Here is an 18,908-nt window from a genome sequence, read left to right on the forward strand (position 1 = left end):
TCGGTAGGCGGGCAGCGCCGAGTCAGCGAGCGGACTCGGGAGGTCGACCGTAGATCGCCGAGATCGCCTCAGCACGACCCCGCACGCCAAGCTTGCTGTAGATGTTCAGCGTGTGCCGCTCGACGGTGCGCACACTGATAACCAGCCGGTCGGCGATTGCCCGGTTGGTCGCTCCAGCCGCGAGCAGATCCAGAATCTCGCGCTCCCGTTCGGTGAGCTTCCCTGTCTCCGCGGCGGAGCGGGAATCCGAGGGACCATCGGCCGGGTGCGGCGCCGGTTCGAGGAAGGCGAGTACCGCCGCGACGAGTGAGTCCACGTCGCCCTCGTGCGGCAGGTGCGCCTCGCCGTCCAGTAGGACCAGCTCAGCGGTGGGGATCGCGGCCGCGATCCGGCGGGACGCCTCTGCGGAGATCAGACGGTCGTCCTGGCGGCTCACCACGAGGGTCGGGACCCGCGTCGCCGCCATCGCAGCGGATGTGTCGTGGCGGATCGCAGCGTCCTGGAGACCGACCGCCATCTCGGCCGAGGTGCAGCGCCGCCACAGGCGGGCGAACGACGAGATCTCTTCCTTGCCGGCCCCGGCGAGCAGCACCGAGCCCAGGGTGAATGACCCCATCTCCCAGTCTGCCAGCATGAGGTCGCGGAAAGCGTTCCAGCGCGGGTCGTCCGGTCCGCTGCCGGTCTCCATGCTGTAGAGCACAAGCCGGGACACCCGCCTCGGGTTCGCTGCCGCGTACTCCAGGGCGGCCGGAGCCCCGTGCGAGGACCCGAACAAGGCAGCCCGGCGCAGCCGCAGATGGGACGAGACGTCGTCGAGGACCTGCACATCCGCGTGCAGCGAGAGGTCATCGCGGGTGCGGTCGGAGAGTCCGGTTCCCCATCGGTCGTACATCACCACGGTGTGACCGGTGGCGAACCCCGAGCTCAGCCGCCGATAGCCCTCGAGCTCCCAGAACGCCTCCAGGTGGCTCGACCAGGGCGGCACCATCACCAACGGGGGGCCGCTCCCGACGGTCGCGTAGGCGATACGGGAACCGAAGGACGTCCGGAGGAACCTCACCTGCATCCGGGACATCGCCGTCCTCCTCAGCGACCCAGGCAGGCGCACACCGGGCGACACACAGTGTGCTCGCGGCCTGGCCAGCGGACAACCGGCACCGGAGGCCGGGTCCGAGATAGACGGGAAGCAGTCGGAGGCAAGTTGGGAACCTCCAGTTCTGGGCCTGGCCCCTTCGCGAGCACTGTTCCCGTCCGCGCTGCCGCGACGCGCAGGACGCGCGCTCCAGGCTCGTCGAGCCAAGTCGGTCGGCCACGCGGCGTCGTGCGGGTCATGGTGCGAAACGACGTCTACCGCTGCGGCGTTACCGCGGCTGCACCCGCCGCGACCCGGCCGCGGAGCCCTACCCGGACCTGGTCGACCGCGACTTCGCCGCCGAGGGCCCGGACCGTTGTGGGTCACCGACATCACCGAACACGACACGGCGGAAGGGAAGGTGTACTGCGCGGCCGTTCTGGATGTCTACTCCCGCAGAATCGTCGGCTGGTCGATCGACGACAACATGCGAACCGCGTTGGTTGTCGACGCGCTCGGTATGGCCATTACCCGCCGCCGACCTGTCCCGGACACAGCGACGATCATGCATTCCGATCACGGGTCGCAATTCACGTCGTGGGCGTTCGGGAGACGCCTGATCGACGAGGGGCTGGTCCCGTCGATGGGCTCGATCGGCGACTGCTACGACTGTGAGACCGGGCTTGCGGCTCCCGGGGTGGTCTGACCCTTGCTACGACCGGCCCGTGAGGTGCCCTGGCGTTGATCTGTCGACCGCCCCGGGGCAGTGCAGTAGCGACGCGCCCGAACGGGCAGTGACCTCATAGGAGCCTGATTCCCCAGGTCCCATCACAGTCCTGTTGTCCGCCCGCCCGGACGCGAGCGACCACGCGCCCAGTGCAAAGGACACCCGGTCGATGACAAGCACCTCGAATGTCGGCGAAGAACGCATCGTCATCCCAGTCGGCACCCCACAAGAACACCCACATCGCTGTTGCCCTCAACGAGATCGGCGGCCGACTCTCGCAACTGTCGGTGTCGGCGAACACGGACGGCTATCAGCACCTCGAGGCCTGGGCTACCAGCCTGGGAGCGGTCGCGGCATTCGGTGTCGAGGGCACCGGCTCCTACGAAGCTGGGCTTGGCCTCGCGCGCCTGCGCCGGCAGGGTCATCGGGTCCTCGAGGTCAACCGGCCCAACCGTCAGGCGCGCCGCCAGGCCGGTAAGTCCGACACCCTGGATGCTGAGAACGCCGCGCGAGCCGTCCTCGCCGGGACCGCGACCGCCCGCCCCAAGACCGCCGAGGGCACGGTGGAAATGATCCGCCAGGTCAAGATCGCCAAGGACACCGCGGTCAAGGCGCGCACGCAGACCATGGTGGCGCTCAAGAGCCTGGTTGTCACCGCCCCGAGTGAGCTCCGCGAGCAGCTCGAGCCCCTCGCTGACCGCCCGCTCATCGAGGCCTGCCTCGCCCTCGATATCGACGGTATGCAGACCCCGGCGACGCCGCCCGCTACAGCCTGCGCAACCTCGCTCGCCGCTACCGCGACCTGGAGGGCGAGGCCCTGTGCCACGACCGTGTTCTGGACACCCTGACCGCCAGGGCGAACCCGGCGTTGCCCCAGCTGTTCGGAGTCGGCGCTTGACTCCGCCGCGGCGCTCCTCATCGTGGTCGACGACAACCCCGAGCGAATCTCCCACGACGGTGCCCTCGCGAAGCTCTGCGGCCCCTGCCCCATCCCGGCCTCCAGTGGGAAAACGCAACGCCACCGCCTGCACCGTGGCGGGCATCGTCAAGCCAACGCCGCCCTGCACCCTATTCTAGTAGTGCCGATGCGATTTCACCAGCCAACCATTTCCTACGTCGCCAGGCGCACCGAAGAAGGGGAGAGCAAAACAGAGATCATGCGCTGCCTCAAGCGCTTCCTCGTCCGTGAACTGTTCCACGTCATCGTGCCACGCCTCGAGCGGTGCGCGATCACCAACGCCGCTTGACGACTGTAGGAGCATCAACTCGATGATGGAGTCGTTCTGGGGAACGATGCAAATCGAGCTTCTCGACTCGCGCAAATGGTCGACTCGATTCGAACTTGCCACGGCCATCTTCGAGTGGATAGAATGCTGGTACAACCCGAGAAAGGCGCCATTCCAGCATAGGAATGCACTCGCCGGTGGACTTCGAAGCCCACCACACCAGCCCGCCCAAGATCACTGACCCCACACCGTCGGTGTCCGGCCTACGGGGTCAAGCTCATAGGCAGCAGAAGACGCGCAAGCCTCGCGCGGCGTAATGCAGCTCAGGGCATCCCATGGGGATTCGGTGTCAAGCAGCGGCCGCTTCTTGATCTTTAGTGTGGTGGGCCCAGGCGGTGTGTTCGTCATAGAGGGTCGGGTTCTTGAGGCAGCCGTGCAGGATGCCGACCAGCCGGTTGGACAGCTGACGCAGCGCGGCGTGGTGGCCGGTGCCGCGGGCGCGCAGCGCCTTGTAGTAGGCGTGGGCGCCCGGGGAGGCGGTCAGCGCGGAGAACGCCTGCTGGTGCAGCGGGTCCGCCAGGCGGGTGTTGCGCACCCAGCGGGCGGTGACGGTTCTCTTCTTGCCCGAGGCGCGGGTGACCGGGCTGTTGCCGGCGTAGTTCTTGCGCGCTCGCGCGCCGGCGTAGCGGGTGGGTCGTCGCCGAACTCGCCCAGGACCCGGGCGCCGAGGACCGCTCCGAGCCCGGGCTGGCTGCGGTAGATCTCAACATCCCGGTGTCGGCCAAAATGCTGGTCCACCTGCCCCTGCAGGGTCGCGATCTCGCCGTCGAACACCCCGATGATCGCCACCGCCGCTTTGACGGTGGCGGCGTACCCGGCGATCAGCGCCGGTGGTACGCGCACCAGAAATCCCAGCGTTCCTCTATGGGCTGGTCTGGTCGAGGACCTCAGTTCCCGCCTCGCGGGTGACCAGACGGCGGGCGAGCTCGGTGAGGGGTTGGTCGGTGGCGTGGGCGTGGTCGCGCAGGCGGATGAATGCCTCGCCCATGTCGAGGTGTCCGACTTCGGCGAGCACGCCCTTGGCCTGTTCGATGATCGCCCGACTGTTGAGGGCGGTCTGGAGCCTCGAGGTGACGGTGTGCTGGGTGTGCGCGTCGCGTTCCTGCAGGATGCTGATGGTCGCCGCATCGGCCAGGGCCTGGACCGCCCGAAGGTCAGCCGGGGGTAGCGCGCCGGCTGCAGCGCCGAAGAGGTTCAACGCGCCGATGGTGTGTCCGCGTAGGCGCATTGGCACCGCGTGCACCGAGCGGAACCCTTGCTCGGCGGCTCGGGCGGTGAAGCGGGGCCATGTATCGCCCGCGGTCAGATCGGGAGCGTTGACTGGCTGCCCGCTGCGGTAGCAGTCCAGGCAGGGGCCCTCGTCGGACTGGAGCTGGAAGAGCTCGATCAGCCGGGCTGCTTCGCTGGAGGACGCGACGAGCTGCAGGGTGTCCCGGTGGGCGGCGATCAGCAGTCCGGCGGCGTCGGCGGGGAACAGCGCGACGCAGTCGGTGGTCAGCGTGTGCAGCAGATCGAGCATGTCGAAGTCGGCGACCAGCGTGTCGGCCACCTGGATCAACGCCGCCAGCAGCGCCGTTTCCCGGTTCTCCGAGGCTGTGGCCATCAGCGCTCCTTGGTGAACCACAGCGTGCGGGCGACGACCTCGCGGGCGACCGCGTCGATCGGCCGATCATGGACGAAGGCGTGGGCCCTCAAGGTGGCCAGGGCACTGTCCGGGGAGACCTCCAGCTGGGCGATGATCATTCCGGTGGCTTGGTAGACCTCCGGGCGTTCCAGCGGCACATCGGCCAACCAGCCCTCGACGTCCACGTCGACGCCACCTCCGGGCCCCGTCGTGTCGGGCGCTCCGGTCGAGTCCAGCGTCGCTCCGGGGCGCACGTCCAGCACCGCCCAGAACGCGGCGTCCGCTGCGCGTCGTGCGCGAGCCAGGTCCACCGGTTCGAACGCGACGGGTTCGTCTCGGTAGAAGTCGAGAACCCCGATACTGATCACCCCGCCGAGCAGCGGGAGAACGTACATCCCCCGCGCCGTGGTTTCCCGCACGGCAGCGGCGGCGAAGATCGGCCACTTCTCGTGGACGCCCTCGGTGATGTCGGGGACCAGCACCGGAGCGCGGGAGGTGAACGCCTCCACGCACGGGCCCTCGGCCAGCCGGAACTGCAGCTCGTCGATCCGCGTCGCCACCGCGTCGGTGGCCCACACAGGGCTCTGATGATCCGGGCTGGTCATCGCCGTGATCGCCGCCCCGGTCACCGGCAGAGCGACCACACAGAGCTCGCAGATGAGTTGCGCCGCTCGGGCCCCGCCCTCGGCCAGGGCTGCGGCGAGCCCCTGCTCGAAATCGGGCTGTTGACCTTCGGTTGTCATGTCGAGCGCACCACTGACTGGTCTCGTCGGCTGCGCCCGAGAACCCGCGCTAAGCCGACCGTGCACCTAGTGAGGCCAACAACGCCTGAAGCCTCACCGTACCCCCGGCCCCAAGCCCCGCGGGGTCGGCCTGTCGACGACCCGCCATGGATCCCGCCGGGCCACCGGCCGGCTACGCGGCAGGCGTCGTCCACGAGCCCATCGGTTCGACGACGGACCGCACCACCCGGCCCGGCGGGCCGAATCTTGCGCGGCCATGCCCAGCAGAGCCGTTCGATATCGCACGCAGAACCCACTCTCAGTAGCGTGTCGCGCTCGGACGGTGAGAATCCGCGATCCACATCGGAACCTGCGTTCCCATGCGACCGAGTTGGCGCGCGACACTGAGTTCTTGACAGAGACGCCCGGACCTCTGAAGGAAAACGGACATCGGATGCTTGGATATTATCGTGAGGCCGGCTCCGGACCGACTGTTGTGTGCATACATCCGAGTTCGAGTTCATCGTCCCGATGGAAGCCGTTGATGGCCCGCCTTTCGTCGAGGTTCAGAGCCGTCGCCGTGGACACAGCAATAGCCATCGAATTCGCACTGACATACCCCGGTCGCGTCACAGGCCTGGCGCTCTATGAGCCGGCCCTCTGGGGTCTGCTGTCACGAGAATTACCCGTGGATCCCGGCATCGACGCTCTGCCCCCGGGTTGGGCAGCGTCCTTCGCGAGAGGGCGACGATGGAGCAACTAGCTACCATCCGGTCTCCCTGCCTATTGCTGTCGGGTGAGAACACCAAGAAACCAGCTCCCACCCACGTATTCCGCCCTCACGATCCGTTCAGAGCCGCGTGGATCGCCAGCGCGGCGTCGACATCGGCGGTCCACGCGGTCAGTGGACGCCCGAGAATCTTCTCCGCCTGGTGGAGCCGGTAGGTGACGGTCTTGTGGTGGACGTTGAGTGCCCGTGCCGCGTCGCCCCGGTTGTGGCCGTGCGCGAAGACGGCCCGCAGGGTCGCGCGGAGCCGCTGATGGGCCTCGTCGCATGTCGCGAGGTCGCCGAGCTTCTCCTCGGCGAACCGTCGGGCGCGATCGGGGTCCACGCAGAGCACGGACGCCACCTCGACGTCACGGAAGCGGATGACGCCGGGCGCGGGATCGCATCGCAGACGGGCGACACGTTCCGCTTCCCGTGCCCGGGCATGGGCGGACCGGAACCCGTCGCGACCGCGTGAGGGCTCCCCCATCCCGACCACCACGTCGTCGAGGGCCACGCCTCGCAGCGCGTCGAGCGTGGCGTCGGTCGGCCACCCCGTCCACGCGAGCCAGCCCCACCAGGTGCCGTCGCCGGCGGGCAGCGTCAGGCCCGTCGCGTCGGGGACGTCCATGACCCGCTGCAGCTCGTGCCGCACCCCTGCCGTCCCGGAGAGGGGGGACGCGACGAAGGCGACGTGGACGCGGTTGACCTCGTACCCGAGGGCGATTCCGGCGGCCTGCAGATCGACCGGGTCCGAGCCGAGCAACGCCCGCACGGTGGCCGCTCGTCCGCTGGGCACGGTGCCGCCGGCCGCGTAGGCGTGGGGCGCCAGGCTCGTGGGGAACTCCTCGACGATGCGTTGACAGGCGGCGTCGATGAAGTCGAACAGGTGCTGGGACGAGACCCGCAGGACGGCGAGGCCGAGCGGCCCGCGCGCGGTGTCGTCGAGCTCGGCCTCGACGTGGTCGGTCCAGATGCGCCACAGCAGCTCGTGCCCGACCCGGTAGGCGCGGAGCAGGTGGGTGACGTCGCCGCCGCCGGCGATCAGCCGGCGCGCGAGGTCCTGGGTGCCGGCCGGGGCCTCGATGCGGTTCGACGGGACTCCGAATGCGAGCGTGGCGAGCATCGCGCCGATGTTCTGGTCGGTGCTGTGACGCACCACCGCCACCGCGTCGGCAGTACCGGCGGGAGCCAGCTCCGGCACGACCCGCAGCACGTGCTCGGTGATCTGTCCCGCGATGATCTCGCTGCGCGGCAGCAGGTCACGCGCGAGACGCCGGACCTCGTCGTCGGTGTGCTGATCGATGTCCATGGCCGCCTTTGCCCAACATGACCCATGACCTCGCGCGTTTCGGCCAACGCCCCGGTGGTGCGCTCTCCGGGGCTCTGTCGGCCTGGCCGAGTGGACAGCATATCGAGTGATAGTTGGCCGCTCGACCATCGATACCTCGACGATGCGACCCCAGGATGTGACCCAGTTCGCACCTCGTCGCCCGAGGATCGGACGCTACGTCGCTGCAGCCGTGAGGAGAGGTCATCGTGGAGACAACCTTCGACGAGATCAAGAAGCATTACGCCGCGGAGGTGGACCACGCCGCCCACCGGACGCTCGAGAAGGCCTCCGAGCTGCCGATGAGCTACGAGGAGATCACCCCGACCTGGCTGACGAGCGCTCTCGGGGGCGATCACGCGGGCGCGGAGGTCGTCGCCCACCGGCTCGGGCCCGTCGACGAGGGCACGTCGAGCCGGCGGCGCATCCACCTCGACTGGAACGACGCCGGTCGCGCCGCCGGGCTGCCCGCCAGTGTGTTCTGCAAGAGCACCATGACCCTGGAGAGCCGCTACCTGCTCGGGATGAACGGCGGCATCGCGGCGGAGACGCTGTTCTTCCGCGACGTCCGCGACCGGCTCGACATCGAGGCGCCCCGAGCGCGGTTCGCCGAGTTCGACCCCCGGTCGTTCAATTCCTTCATCGTCCTCGACGACATGGCCGACGACGTCACCTTCGGCGACTACGACATGAACCTCACCGAGGAGCAGGCCCGGGACCAGCTCTCGGTCCTCGCGGAGGTCCACGCGGCGTATCACGAGAGCCCCGCGCTGGAGACCGAGCTCGCGGCGTGGAACGGCTGGGAGAAGTACTTCACGATCACCGTCGAGAAGGCGGGTTTCGGTCCCGCGTGCGCCCGCGGGTTCCAGCAGGCCGAGGAGGTCATTCCCGCGCGCCTGTTCGCCCGCGCCGACGAGGTCTGGCCGGCGACCCTGCGCAGCGTCCTGGAGCACAGCACCCTGCCGCGGACGTTGATCCATTCCGATCCGCACCTCAAGAACTGGTACATCACCGCCGGGGGGCGGATGGGCCTCAACGACTGGCAGTGCTCCTGCAAGGGACACTGGGGCCGCGACCTCGCGTACGCCATGTCCACCGCCCTGAGCGTCGAGGACCGGCGCCGGTGGGAGCGGGACCTCATCGCCCACTACGTCGAGTGCCTCCGGGCGGGCGGCGTCACCGGGGTCTCGGTCGACGATGCCTGGCTCGCCTACCGCCACAACCTCTTCTCGGCCCTGGCCTGGTGGACCGGGACCCTCGGCCAGCCCCCGGAGGCACCGGACATGCAGCCGCCCGAGGCCTCCCTGGAGTTCATCCGTCGGATGACCCACGCCATCGACGACACCGACGCCCTGGACTCCTTCTAGACCGGGCGTGATGCTCAGGGGACGCGCCGCACCCCCGGCGGCACGTAGCGGCCGCGGAGGATGTCCGGTCGGGGAACGTACTGGCGGAGGATGAGCCGGAACAGTTCGCCGGGCGGAGTCGTCGGGAGCCAGTTACCGCGCTTCTCGGGTGACGGCGCGTCCCGTTGGAGGTAGAGCGTCAGGGAACCGTCGGCTGCGTAGGTCAGCCCGGGAGTCAGGCTGCCGCGGTGGTAGATCCCGGCGTCGTTCTCGACGAGGAAGGCGGCCGGATTCTCGTACATCGTGACCGACCAGAACTGCTCGACCGGCGGGAACTCGCCGGGCGAGAACGTGATCTCGTAGCGGTAGTCCCCGACGAGCGGATCGTCGTCGGTGTCGACCACCGCGCCGACGTAATAGGCCTCCTCGACGCTGTTGGCCAGGAGACCGGCCTGGGCGACCTCGAAACGAGCGTAGTAGTCGACGCCCCAGTCGCCGACGGTGTCCGGGTTGAGCAGAATCCACCCGTTGTGCATCGGGCCGGCGAACGGCAGCTCGGCGTAGAGGCTCTGCAGTGAGTCGGGGATGGCCTGACGGAGACCGTCCACGGCCGAGGGGTGCACTGCGGCGGGATCGAACGGGCGGTGCGGACCGATGCCGATCCTCTCCAGGAGGCCGAGCACACCCTGGTCGGCGGCGGCCGGAGGGAACGCGGTCAGGCCGTCGGCGAGCAGCCGGTAGAAGTCGAGCGGGTCGCCCTTCCGGTAGTCCCGGTAGGGGTGCGGCGCGGCAGGCACCGCGGCGCCGGGCTCGGCCGGTCGCAGAGCGGTCCGGCCCTGGATGGCGACGGCGCCCGCGACGTCGTCGTCGAGAATGGCGACCCGGGCGAGCAGGCAGACCACGGTCGTCGGCATCGTGATCGTCCGTCGGATGCCTCGGGAACCACCCCGGTCCACTGCGGTCCGACGATGAGGAAATCGCCGCCGTACGTATCGCCCATCCTCGTCCCGACGTATCCGCGACTGTTCGTGTACATGTCGAGCAGTTGGACGGTGAAGTAGCGATCCGTCACCGCGGGAACGGTCAGGATCACCGCGCCCCCCGAGAGGTCGACGAACGTCCGGGCGTACGGGGCGTCGACGATCGGGGTCACGAAGTACCGGTCCCGGGGTTCCGCCGCATCATCTCCAGCAGCGGGAAGCCCCACCGGAACGCCGCCATGCCGAGCCAGTGCCCCTCCCCCTGACGCGACGTCCGCACCTGCGCGACGATCTCGTCCTTGAGCGTGGCGATGTCCATCCAGTGACTCCGTCCGGGGGGTCAGACCGACGGGCCGACCGTCGGACATCCGCGCCCCTCGCGTCCTCATCCGTTGCGGGTGATCCGGACGGGCCCGTGGCCGCGACGATGCCGGCGGCCGGGGCGGGCACTCTCAGCGTTGTGTGGATCACAGGGCGTTAACATCGATGCAAACGGACTAGCCACGTAGACCGGACGGAACGTGCGAGCATCCCTAGCGCGTCGGAGATCCCCGACTCCACGCAGCAGTTGACCCGCCGCCCCACGAGGGGCGGACAGGCCAAGGAGGCTCCCCACATGAACCAGAAGATGATCAGCCGGATCGTCGGCGGCGCTGTCGCCACCACCGCCCTCGTCGGCTTCGGCGGCGGCGTCGCCCAGGCGGAGGAGACGCCGGACGGCGCCATCCAGGAGGTCGGGCACAGCGTCCACGGCGTCGAGGAGTCGACCGGCGTCGCCGACACCACGAAGAAGATCGACGACGCCACCGGCGTCACCACGATCGACAACGAGACCGGCGTGACCAAGGCCGAAGAGGGCCTCGGGCTCGGCTAGTCGGGTCGACACGACGGGAGCCGGGCCACCACGGGTGGCCCGGCTCCTGTCGTCTCCGGGGCCGTTCGTCGCTGTGGCGACTCAGCCCCCGGGACGGCGGAATCCGTGCGACGCGGCCTGCGCCCGGCCGAGCACCGCGGTGAATTCAGCGGCGGGCACGATCCGCTGCACGCGCACCGTCTCGAAGGCGCCCGACCCGATGATGACCAGGTTGATCGCTGCCGCGGTATCGGCATCAGGCGCCTCGACGAGTGCCAGCCCGCCGAGATCGTCCACCGTGTAGTAGAGCGCCTCGAGAGTGCCACCGGCGTCCTCCACGGTGCTCCGCACCGCCGCGGTCCGGTCGTGGGGTTCGGCGATCAGCCGGGCCCACGTCTCGGCCTTGTACGAGAAGATGTACGCGTATGTCGCCATTCCGGCCCGCTTTCCACGCCTCGGTGCGCACGAACTCCGACGACAGCGTGACGCCGGTCGCGGGAATCGGGACCAGGAATCACCCCGGTGGAGCAGGTCGCCGACCGGGTTTCGACCGGTTCCTCCCGCCGCGACGAGTTCGACGCTCGTGGGGCACCGGCCGCGCGTAGCGCTCGGCGTCTCGTCGCGGTCGGTAGACTCGGGCCGCCGGTGGAACGCGTGCGACTCCGGGCGCCACAGCCCGCTCGAGAACTGCATCGAGCCGGACCCGCGCACGCGGCCGACCACGCGGCGGCGTCGACCAGCAGTCGGCCCACGCCCCACCACGCGCAGCCGACGACACCGGGCTCGTCCGGGTGCCGAGCTCGCCCAGCAGGCCCACGACGGCGTCGGTGTCGGCGGGTGTCGGACGGCGCAGCAGGACCCTGCCGATCCTCCGTGATCGAGTTCCGTGCGGCGGAACGCGTCAGATCTGACGCGTTCCGCCGCACAAGAAGCGATCATGGGACCGCCAGAGGGTTCCTGGACGGACCGGGAGTGCCACGATCGGCGAGGTGGGCCGGGAGTGCCACGATCGGCGGGGCGGGCCAGGACGGCCCGACGCTGCACCGCCCGGGAGGACCCCCACCATGTGCACCGAGACCGGGCCCGCCGATCCCGCCGCCGTCGCCTTCGCCGCACCCCGCACCGCGGCGGGTGCCGCCGTCGATCCCGTCGCCCTCGAGCCGGTCGACGCGCTGACGATCACCGTGCTCGTCGACAACAGCTTCGACGCGCTGCTCCTGAACAGCGACGTGGCCACCCGGGCCCGCCTCGGCACCGGTGACCCGCAGGAGGCACCGCAGTACGTGGGCGGCATGACGACCACCGGGCTGATCGCCGAGCACGGGTTCTCCGCGCTGGTCACCGTCACGAAGAACGGCCACGACCACACGCTGCTCTTCGACACCGGCGTCTCCCCCGACGGCCTGGCCGTCAACGGCCGCCGCCTGGGGATCGACCCGTCCGACGTCAGCGCCGTCGTCCTCTCCCACGGCCACGGCGACCACACCGGCGGCTTCCCGGGCCTGGAGCGCTGGCTGGGTCGCTCGCCGAGTCCGCTCGTGCTGCACCCGGTGGCGTTCACCCGCCGTCGGCTGGCGCCCCCGAACGCCGAGCCCTTCGTCATGCCGCTCCTCGACCGCGCGGCGCTGGTGGGTGACGGGATCGAGCTGGTCGAGCGCCGCGAGCCGTCGTTCCTGCTCGACGGCAGCGTGCTGATCACCGGCGAAGTGGACCGCACGACGGAGTTCGAGCGGGGGATGGCCTTCCACGAGGCGTTCCTCGACGAGGCCTGGCGCCCCGATCCGTGGATCGTCGACGACCAGGCGCTGGTCGTGAACGTCCGGGGCCGCGGTCTCGTCGTCCTGACCGGGTGCGGGCACGCCGGTGCGGTCAACATCGTCCGGCACGCGCTGCGTCTCACCGGCTCGGAGCGGCTGCACGCGCTGCTCGGCGGCCTGCACCTCACCGGGCCCGGCTTCGAGCAGATCATCGAGCCGACGGTCGGCGCACTCGCCGACCTCGCGCCCGACGTCCTCGTCCCCGCCCACTGCACCGGGTGGCGCGCCCAGATGCGGCTGGCCCAGGAGCTCGGGGACGCGTTCCTGCCCGGTGCGGTCGGCAGCCGCTACACCTTCGCCGCGGCCTGACTCTCCTCCACACCAGGGTGCCGACGAGGCCGCCCGGACATGACGACGCCCCGGAGAGCAGTGGTGCTCTCCGGGGCGTCGTCGGGCCGGGCGGTTCAGGCCTGCGCGACCTCCCGCTCCAGGGGTGCTGCCGGCTCGGGCTCGGCGTCCGACCCGGCGTCCGGCTCGGCCGGCCGCTCGCCGCGCGAGACGTAGCCGTACGCGGCCCCCAGCAGGGCGCCGCCGACGAGGTTGCCGAGTCCGACCCAGAGCATGTTCCAGGCGAACGTCCCCACGGTGACGCCCGGCAGCCCGGAGAACAGGCCCAGCGCGAGGATCGTCATGTTGGCGACCACGTGGTCGAAGCCGGTCGTGATGAACGCCAGCAGCGCCCAGAACAGGACGACGAGCTTGGCGCCGTCGCTGCGGGTGCGCGCGGCCATCCAGACGCCGAGGCAGACCAGGACATTGCACAGCACGCCGCGGAAGAACATGGTGCCGACGCCCTCGGTGGCCTTCGACTTCGCGGTGGAGGCCAGGAAGGCCAGCATCGCGGGCTGCTGCCCCGGGTTCGCGATCTTCAGGACGCCGGAGGCCTCGATGAGCAGCGAGAACACCAGGCCGCCGACGAGGTTGCCGAGGAACGAGAACAGGATGACGGCGACGACCGCGCCCGGCCCGGTGCGCTTGGCCCGGTCGAACAGGCCGATCACCATCGTCATCATGTTGCCGGTGGTCAGCTCGCCCCCGGCGAACACCACCAGGGTCAGCGCGATCCCGAAGACCAGGCCCTGCACGAGCTTGGTGAACGGGCTGTCGGCGGCATTGAGCGGACCCGCGGCGGCCAGCATCAGGCACACCGCGACGCCGATGTAGGCACCGGCCAGCGCGGCGCTGACCAGGTAGGCGCCCGGGGACCGACTGGCGCGGGTCTTGCCTGCGGCGACCTCGGCCTGCTCGTCGATCGCTTCAGGGACGGGGATCGGCATGGCGACCTCTCGGGACAAGGAGCAACGACCACGTCCGGACGAACGCTTGGGTATGCATACGAACAGCCCAGTCGGCCGCGCTGGTGTGGAGATCGTGAACCCTGTGTGAGCGCCCTGTCACCGACGGCGTCGATCTTCGCATTCCCGGACATTTCCGGTGTCGTCGGCCGTCGAGGTCGATACGGTCCGGCTCCCACTCGCGGAGGAGGACCCCGTGGCACGCCTGATCTACTCGGCCGCCTCGTCGCTGGACGGCTTCATCGCCGGCCCGGGCGGCGACATGGGCTGGCTCACCGAGTTCGCCGGGCGCCCGAACCCGGCCGCCGACCGGCTGCTCGCCAGCGTCGGCGCGCTCCTCGTCGGACGCCGCACGCACGACGGTGACGACCCGAACCGCGGCACCGACGCCGAGGGGGCCTTCGGCGGGCAGTACGACGGGCCCGCCGTCGTCCTCACCCACCGTCCGCCCCCGGTCGCGTCGCCCGGGGTGCGGTTCGCGACCGATCTGCACAGCGCCGTCGCGACGGCCCGCGAGCTGGCCGGCGACCGCTCGGTGACCATCCTCGGCGCCGACGTCGCGGCGCAGTGCCTCGACGCGGGCCTGCTCGACGAGGTGCTCGTGCTCGTGGTCCCCGTGTTGCTCGGCGACGGCACCCCGATGTTCCCGCGCCGCCCCGGCACACCGCAGGTCCGCCTGGAGTCGATCGCGGACGACACGCCGCACTGGTACCGCGTCGTGCGCTGAGTCGGCGGCGCGGGGCGGGGCGGCCCATTTCCCATGATCACGAGCACAACACGCCTGCGGAGCCCGCCGCCAACCTGCGCCACGTGCCCCTCGCGACGGTGAACCACGCCGGTGGGCTCAGCGGCGGTGGCGACTCGGGGTGCTCGGGTCGTGGATCGGCGCCTCGTCACCCTCCGCGCGGTGCGACCCGCGCCCGCCGGCGGACGGGCCGTCCTCGCCGTGCGTGGTGTGACGCCCGGAGCCGCCGCGGCCGGCGTCGCCGTCCCGGGACTCGGCAGGCTCGCCCCCACCGAACGAGAGCAGACGGCGCCGGCCCCCGGTCGGGGCCCTCCCGGTGACGCCGGTGACGGCGTCGCGGTCCTGCCCCCGGGACGGGCCGGACGGGGCGGGTCCGGACGGTGGGGGACCGAGCGCGGTGCCGGGCTGCGACGGCGGCCCGGAGCGGCGGGAGTCGGGGATCCGCGCGAGCGGTCCGGACGGCGGCATCGCCCGGAACGGGACGGACGGCACCGGTACCGACGAGCCCGGACCCGACGGCGGGCGACCCGGCGACCCCGCGCCCGAGGACGGGCGGTCCGCCGGAGGCCACGCCGAGGGAGCCCGACCCGAGGGCACCGGTCCCGGTACTGCAGCACGTCCCGCCGCCGCCGGACTCGGCGCCACCGACGTTCCCGGCGCCACCAGACCCGGCGCCGCGGTCCCCGGCGCCATCGGCCTGGCCCACCGACGACCCGCGGGAAGCGAGCGCGCCGTGACCGGGACCGGCGCGGCCGCGGCGAAGCGCGGGTCGCGGTGGAAGTCCGACGCCGGACGGAGTGCGTTGAGCGCCGCGAGCGAGCTCTCCTCGGTCTCCGGCGGCAGCAGCAGACCGCCGTCGGAGATCATCGGCGGCATCGGCGCGGGGCGACGCGGCTCCCGACGGCGCAGCGCGCGCTGGCCCGGCCCCGGAATGAGGGCGGGCCTGCGGCCGGCCGCGAGGTCCTCGACCCAGCCGAGGCCGAGCGCGAGCACCGTCGTCAGCACCACCGAGGTGCCGATCAGCGACCACGTCGACGGCCATCCGAGGCGGTCGTCGACCACGATCGCGAGGGCGATCGCGACGTTGTGCCAGAGGTAGATGCTCACGGCCCGGGCGTTGATCACCGTGACCAGGCGCCCGAGCCCGGGCACGCGCTCGAGCCAGGCCAGACGCGGGGTGTAGCGCAGGACGAGCAGCACCGCGCCGAGCGAGACCAGGGCCTGGGCGAGCGGGATATCGTTGAGGTCGATCCCGTCGTCGCCCGCGGGGTGGGTGAGCGCCCACGCGGTCCCGACCGCGATCGCCGCGCCCGCGAGCAGCACCGCCCGGCCCGCGGCGAGGCGGCGCAGGCTCCCGTCGCGATGGGCGAAGCCCAGCATCCAGCAGCCGGCGAATGCGGCGGCGTCGACGAGCGCCGTGCCCACGGCCCCGAAGTCGCGCAGCCCGCCGTCAAGCAGGGCGTCGACGACGACGATCCCGAGCGGCACCGCCATCGCGACGGCGGGCCGATGCCGCCAGGCCGCCAGCAGCAGCGGTGTGAGGAGCACCAGCCACAGGTAGGTGCGGATGTACCAGAGCACGACGGTCGCGTCGCCGGCCCACGCGCTGCTCGGCGGGTCGAGGATCGGCACCACCCAGAAGAGCCACTGGGCCGCGTCGGGCACCGGGTCCTCGCCGAAGCCGTGCCAGAACATCACCGGGACGACGACGAGGCCGAACACCCAGAACGGCGGGAGCAGGCGCTTGATCCGTCGCCCGATGACGTCGACGGCCTCCGCTCGGCGCAGCGAGGCCAGCATCAGCGAGCCGCCGAGCGCGAACATCACGCCCATCGACGGGAAGACGAACGACAGCCAGCCCCAGCCCAGGACGTGGTAGCCCACGACCCGGACCAGCGCGATCGCCCGCAGCACGTCCAGCCACCGGGTGCGCTCCGCCTTCTCGCTCCCGGACGACGCGGGCCCGCGCGTCTCCCGCGGGGGGTCGAGCGTCGCGGCGGCGGCCACCCGGGTGGCCTCCAGCCGGGCGGCCGGGGCCTGCTCGCGGGCGGTCATGCCGATCGACGATGCGGCGCTACTGACACTGGACGTCAGCGACGCCGCATCGCTGACGTTCCCGGCAGGCACCGCCGCGGGGGTGCCCGGCATGAGCGCCCGCAGCGCCCCGAGCCGCTGGATCCGCTGCCAGCGCACCCGGCCGCCCGTGACGGCCGAGAGCAGCGAGCGCACCAGCACCGCGTACATCAGCGGGCGGTAGAGCAGCTGCTGCAGGGGGGCCACCCACAGCGGGGCCAGGGGCTCGCCGTCGAGCCGGAAGGCGTAGGCCGCCGCCGCCGTCTGGACGGCCAGCATCGAGCCCCACAGCACGAGGGTGATCGCCGGGTCGCCGAAGATCAGGCCGTAGACGAAGAAGATGTCGACCAACGGCGCGGCGAGCGGGAACAGCACCTGGAACACGCCGATGTGGCCGAGCCCGAGCCATCCGGTGCGCCGCGACGCCCCCCGCTCGCGCAGCGAGCGCCGGTGCTTCCAGACCGCCTGCATGGTGCCGTAGGTCCAGCGGTAGCGCTGGCGCCAGAGCTGGGTGAGCGTCGTCGGCGCCTCGGTCCAGGCGACGGCGCGCTCCTCGTACACCACCCGCCAGCCCTCACGGCCGAGCGCGATCGTCAGGTCGGTGTCCTCGGCGAGGGTGTCCACCGACAGCCCGCCGACGTCGAGCACGGCCCGGCGGCGGAACGCCCCGGCCGCGCCCGGGATCGTGGTGATCGCGCGCAGCGTGTCCTGGACGCGGCGGTCGATCCCGAACCCGACGACGTACTCGATGTGCTGCAGGCGCGGGATCAACTCGGTGCGGTTCGCGACCTTGACGTTGCCCGCCACGGCGCCGATCTCCGGGTCCGCGAACGGCGCGACCAGCCGGCCCACGGTGTCGGGCTGGAAGACGGTGTCGCCGTCCATCATGATCACGAGATCGTGCTGCGCCCGGGCGACGCCGGTGTTCAGCGCGATCGGCTTGCCGCTGTTGGGCTGGCGGATCACGCGGACCGCGGGCAGGGCCAGGGACTCGACCAGCTCCGCGGTGCCGTCGCTCGATCCGTCGTCGACCACCAGGATTTCCAGCGGGTGGTCGTTCGCGAGGATCGAGCGCAGGGTGGCCTCGATGTTCTCGGTCTCGTTGTAGGCCGGGACGATCACCGACACCGGGTCGCGCGAGCTCGGGTGGGCGGGATCGGACCACGAGAAGGACGGGTCCCGACGCCGCCGCGCGTGGCGCCGCGCGACGACGAGCGTGAGCAGCAGGCGCACGACGACGACGAGGCCCACCGCGATCAGCAGGCCCAGGAGCACGCGCACGCCGCCGGTCGCGAGGTCGACCGCCGTGACCAGACCCCCGCCGACCATCCGGTCCCGCGGCGGGGCGGGCGCGGCGGCCGCGGGCGCCCCGACGGCGGCGGTCGCGGTGTCGAACCGGTAGCCCTGGGCCTGCAGCTCGGGGATGAGGCGATCGAGCGCGGCGACGGTCTCGGCGCGGTCCCCGCCTGCGTCGTGCATCAGCACGGTCGCGCCCGCCCCGTTCTTCGGGGTCGCGTTGCGGACGATGGCGTCCACGCCGGGGCGCTGCCAGTCCTCGCCGTCGACGTCGGTGAAGACGTTGACGTAGCCGTCGCGCCCGGAGGCGAGGACCGCGGCGTAGGCGCGGTCGTCGATGGCGTCGACGGTCGACGAGAACGGCGGCCGGAGGAGATAGGTCGTCTCGCCCGTGGCCCCGGCGATCGCGAGCTGAGTCTCGCCGAGCTCGCGCTCGAGGCGCCAGTCCGGGACCTGCGAGAGGTCGACGTGGGTGAAGGTGTGGATCCCGATCTCGCTGCCGGAGGCGCGGATCTGGCGCAGCAGCTCGGGGTGGCGCACGGCGAGCGACCCGACGACGAAGAACGTCGCCCGGACCTGGTGCTTCGCGAGCACCGCCAGGATCTGCGGGGTCCACGTGGGGTCCGGGCCGTCGTCGAAGGTGAGCGCGACGGTCCTCGGCGGCACCGCCGTCGAGCGGGCGGGGTCGGTCCGGCCGTCGACGAACGTCCCGCCGTGCGCGATGTCCGCGGGAACGTGGGAGCTGTCGCCCTGGTTGTGCGAGTCCGCGTCGTTGCCGATCGAGGCGTTCACGAGCCCGGTGACCGCGAGGACGGTGGCCACCAGCGCCACGAGGACCCCGGTGAGGATCCACGTGCCCCAGGACCGACGCGGGCGTGCCGCGTCGCGCCGTCGTCCCACGCCCACCCCTCGCGATCGTGACCGCCGCGAGGGGCGATCGTGTCCTCAGTGTGACATCCGAGCCGCGGAGTTCATC

General features: G+C 71.2%; 16 protein-coding genes and 3 pseudogenes. 8 read left to right on the forward strand and 11 right to left on the reverse strand.

Annotated features, from left to right (window positions below; translation table 11 throughout):
• Nucleotides 1–22: 22 nt before the first annotated feature.
• On the reverse strand, nt 23–1,075 hold the full coding sequence (locus VGI02_RS01590; protein ID WP_331625475.1) for an alpha/beta fold hydrolase: 1,053 nt from the start codon (nt 1,073–1,075) through the stop codon (nt 23–25).
• Nucleotides 1,076–1,448: 373 nt separating this feature from the next.
• On the opposite strand from VGI02_RS01590, the gene VGI02_RS01595 reads away from it, so the two are divergent.
• The 4 genes and pseudogenes from VGI02_RS01595 to VGI02_RS01610 all read left to right on the forward strand — a co-directional run.
• A complete protein-coding gene (locus tag VGI02_RS01595; protein ID WP_414638172.1) occupies nt 1,449–1,778 on the forward strand; it encodes a DDE-type integrase/transposase/recombinase in 330 nt (109 codons plus the stop codon).
• A 206-nt stretch (nt 1,779–1,984) separates the two neighbouring features.
• Nucleotides 1,985–2,647, forward strand: coding sequence for an IS110 family transposase (locus VGI02_RS01600; RefSeq protein WP_331625476.1), 663 nt, complete (start codon nt 1,985–1,987; stop codon nt 2,645–2,647).
• 63 nt (nt 2,648–2,710) lie between these two features.
• Nucleotides 2,711–3,046 (forward strand): annotated as a pseudogene (locus VGI02_RS01605) (transposase); the annotation flags it as partial.
• Nucleotides 3,047–3,062: 16 nt separating this feature from the next.
• Nucleotides 3,063–3,246 (forward strand): annotated as a pseudogene (locus VGI02_RS01610) (integrase core domain-containing protein); the annotation flags it as partial.
• Nucleotides 3,247–3,374: 128 nt separating this feature from the next.
• Here VGI02_RS01610 and VGI02_RS01615 read toward each other — a convergent pair.
• The 4 genes from VGI02_RS01615 to VGI02_RS01630 form a co-directional block, all read right to left on the reverse strand.
• The gene (locus VGI02_RS01615; RefSeq protein ID WP_331625477.1) at nt 3,375–3,620 is read right to left on the reverse strand and encodes a hypothetical protein; all 246 of its coding nucleotides are present in this window, start codon (nt 3,618–3,620) and stop codon (nt 3,375–3,377) included.
• 327 nt (nt 3,621–3,947) lie between these two features.
• The gene (locus tag VGI02_RS01620) at nt 3,948–4,688 is read right to left on the reverse strand and encodes a GAF and ANTAR domain-containing protein (RefSeq protein WP_331625478.1); all 741 of its coding nucleotides are present in this window, start codon (nt 4,686–4,688) and stop codon (nt 3,948–3,950) included.
• The gene (locus VGI02_RS01625) at nt 4,688–5,452 is read right to left on the reverse strand and encodes an ANTAR domain-containing protein (protein ID WP_331625479.1); all 765 of its coding nucleotides are present in this window, start codon (nt 5,450–5,452) and stop codon (nt 4,688–4,690) included. Before VGI02_RS01625 ends, VGI02_RS01620 begins: the two co-directional genes overlap by 1 nt.
• Nucleotides 5,453–6,270: 818 nt before the next feature.
• Nucleotides 6,271–7,509 (reverse strand): PucR family transcriptional regulator, encoded by a 1,239-nt coding sequence (locus VGI02_RS01630; RefSeq protein ID WP_331625480.1) that lies wholly within the window; start codon nt 7,507–7,509, stop codon nt 6,271–6,273.
• Nucleotides 7,510–7,736: 227 nt separating this feature from the next.
• Here VGI02_RS01630 and VGI02_RS01635 point away from each other — a divergent pair, with 227 nt between their 5' ends.
• On the forward strand, nt 7,737–8,894 hold the full coding sequence (locus tag VGI02_RS01635; protein ID WP_331625481.1) for a phosphotransferase: 1,158 nt from the start codon (nt 7,737–7,739) through the stop codon (nt 8,892–8,894).
• Nucleotides 8,895–8,908: 14 nt separating this feature from the next.
• On the opposite strand, the gene VGI02_RS01640 is transcribed toward VGI02_RS01635, so the two are convergent.
• The 3 genes and pseudogenes from VGI02_RS01640 to VGI02_RS01645 all read right to left on the reverse strand — a co-directional run bounded on the left by VGI02_RS01640 (nt 8,909) and on the right by VGI02_RS01645 (nt 10,172).
• The gene (locus tag VGI02_RS01640; protein ID WP_331625482.1) at nt 8,909–9,787 is read right to left on the reverse strand and encodes a DUF1214 domain-containing protein; all 879 of its coding nucleotides are present in this window, start codon (nt 9,785–9,787) and stop codon (nt 8,909–8,911) included.
• Nucleotides 9,788–9,858: 71 nt separating this feature from the next.
• A pseudogene (locus tag VGI02_RS29065) lies at nt 9,859–10,080 on the reverse strand (DUF1254 domain-containing protein); the annotation flags it as partial.
• On the reverse strand, nt 10,023–10,172 hold the full coding sequence (locus VGI02_RS01645) for a hypothetical protein (protein ID WP_331625484.1): 150 nt from the start codon (nt 10,170–10,172) through the stop codon (nt 10,023–10,025). The pseudogene VGI02_RS29065 and the gene VGI02_RS01645, both read right to left, overlap by 58 nt.
• A gap of 297 nt (nt 10,173–10,469) precedes the next feature.
• Here VGI02_RS01645 and VGI02_RS01650 point away from each other — a divergent pair, with 297 nt between their 5' ends.
• Nucleotides 10,470–10,727, forward strand: a complete 258-nt coding sequence (locus VGI02_RS01650) for a hypothetical protein (RefSeq protein ID WP_331625485.1) — start codon at nt 10,470–10,472, stop codon at nt 10,725–10,727.
• 81 nt (nt 10,728–10,808) lie between these two features.
• On the opposite strand, the gene VGI02_RS01655 is transcribed toward VGI02_RS01650, so the two are convergent.
• Nucleotides 10,809–11,141 carry a GYD domain-containing protein gene (locus tag VGI02_RS01655; protein ID WP_331625486.1) on the reverse strand — a complete coding sequence of 111 codons (333 nt, stop codon included), beginning with the start codon at nt 11,139–11,141 and terminating at the stop codon, nt 10,809–10,811.
• Nucleotides 11,142–11,770: 629 nt separating this feature from the next.
• Here VGI02_RS01655 and VGI02_RS01660 point away from each other — a divergent pair.
• Nucleotides 11,771–12,832, forward strand: a complete 1,062-nt coding sequence (locus tag VGI02_RS01660; protein WP_331625487.1) for an MBL fold metallo-hydrolase — start codon at nt 11,771–11,773, stop codon at nt 12,830–12,832.
• Between the two features lie 95 nt (nt 12,833–12,927).
• On the opposite strand, the gene VGI02_RS01665 is transcribed toward VGI02_RS01660, so the two are convergent.
• Nucleotides 12,928–13,800 carry a formate/nitrite transporter family protein gene (locus tag VGI02_RS01665; protein WP_331625489.1) on the reverse strand — a complete coding sequence of 291 codons (873 nt, stop codon included), beginning with the start codon at nt 13,798–13,800 and terminating at the stop codon, nt 12,928–12,930.
• A gap of 214 nt (nt 13,801–14,014) precedes the next feature.
• Here VGI02_RS01665 and VGI02_RS01670 point away from each other — a divergent pair, with 214 nt between their 5' ends.
• Nucleotides 14,015–14,545, forward strand: a complete 531-nt coding sequence (locus VGI02_RS01670; protein ID WP_331625490.1) for a dihydrofolate reductase family protein — start codon at nt 14,015–14,017, stop codon at nt 14,543–14,545.
• A gap of 117 nt (nt 14,546–14,662) precedes the next feature.
• On the opposite strand, the gene VGI02_RS01675 is transcribed toward VGI02_RS01670, so the two are convergent.
• Entirely contained in the window at nt 14,663–18,838 is a 4,176-nt protein-coding gene (locus VGI02_RS01675; protein WP_331625491.1) for a glycosyltransferase, read from the reverse strand.
• Nucleotides 18,839–18,908: the final 70 nt, after the last annotated feature.

This window comes from Actinomycetospora sp. (assembly GCF_036497245.1).
Classification (GTDB): domain Bacteria; phylum Actinomycetota; class Actinomycetes; order Mycobacteriales; family Pseudonocardiaceae; genus Actinomycetospora.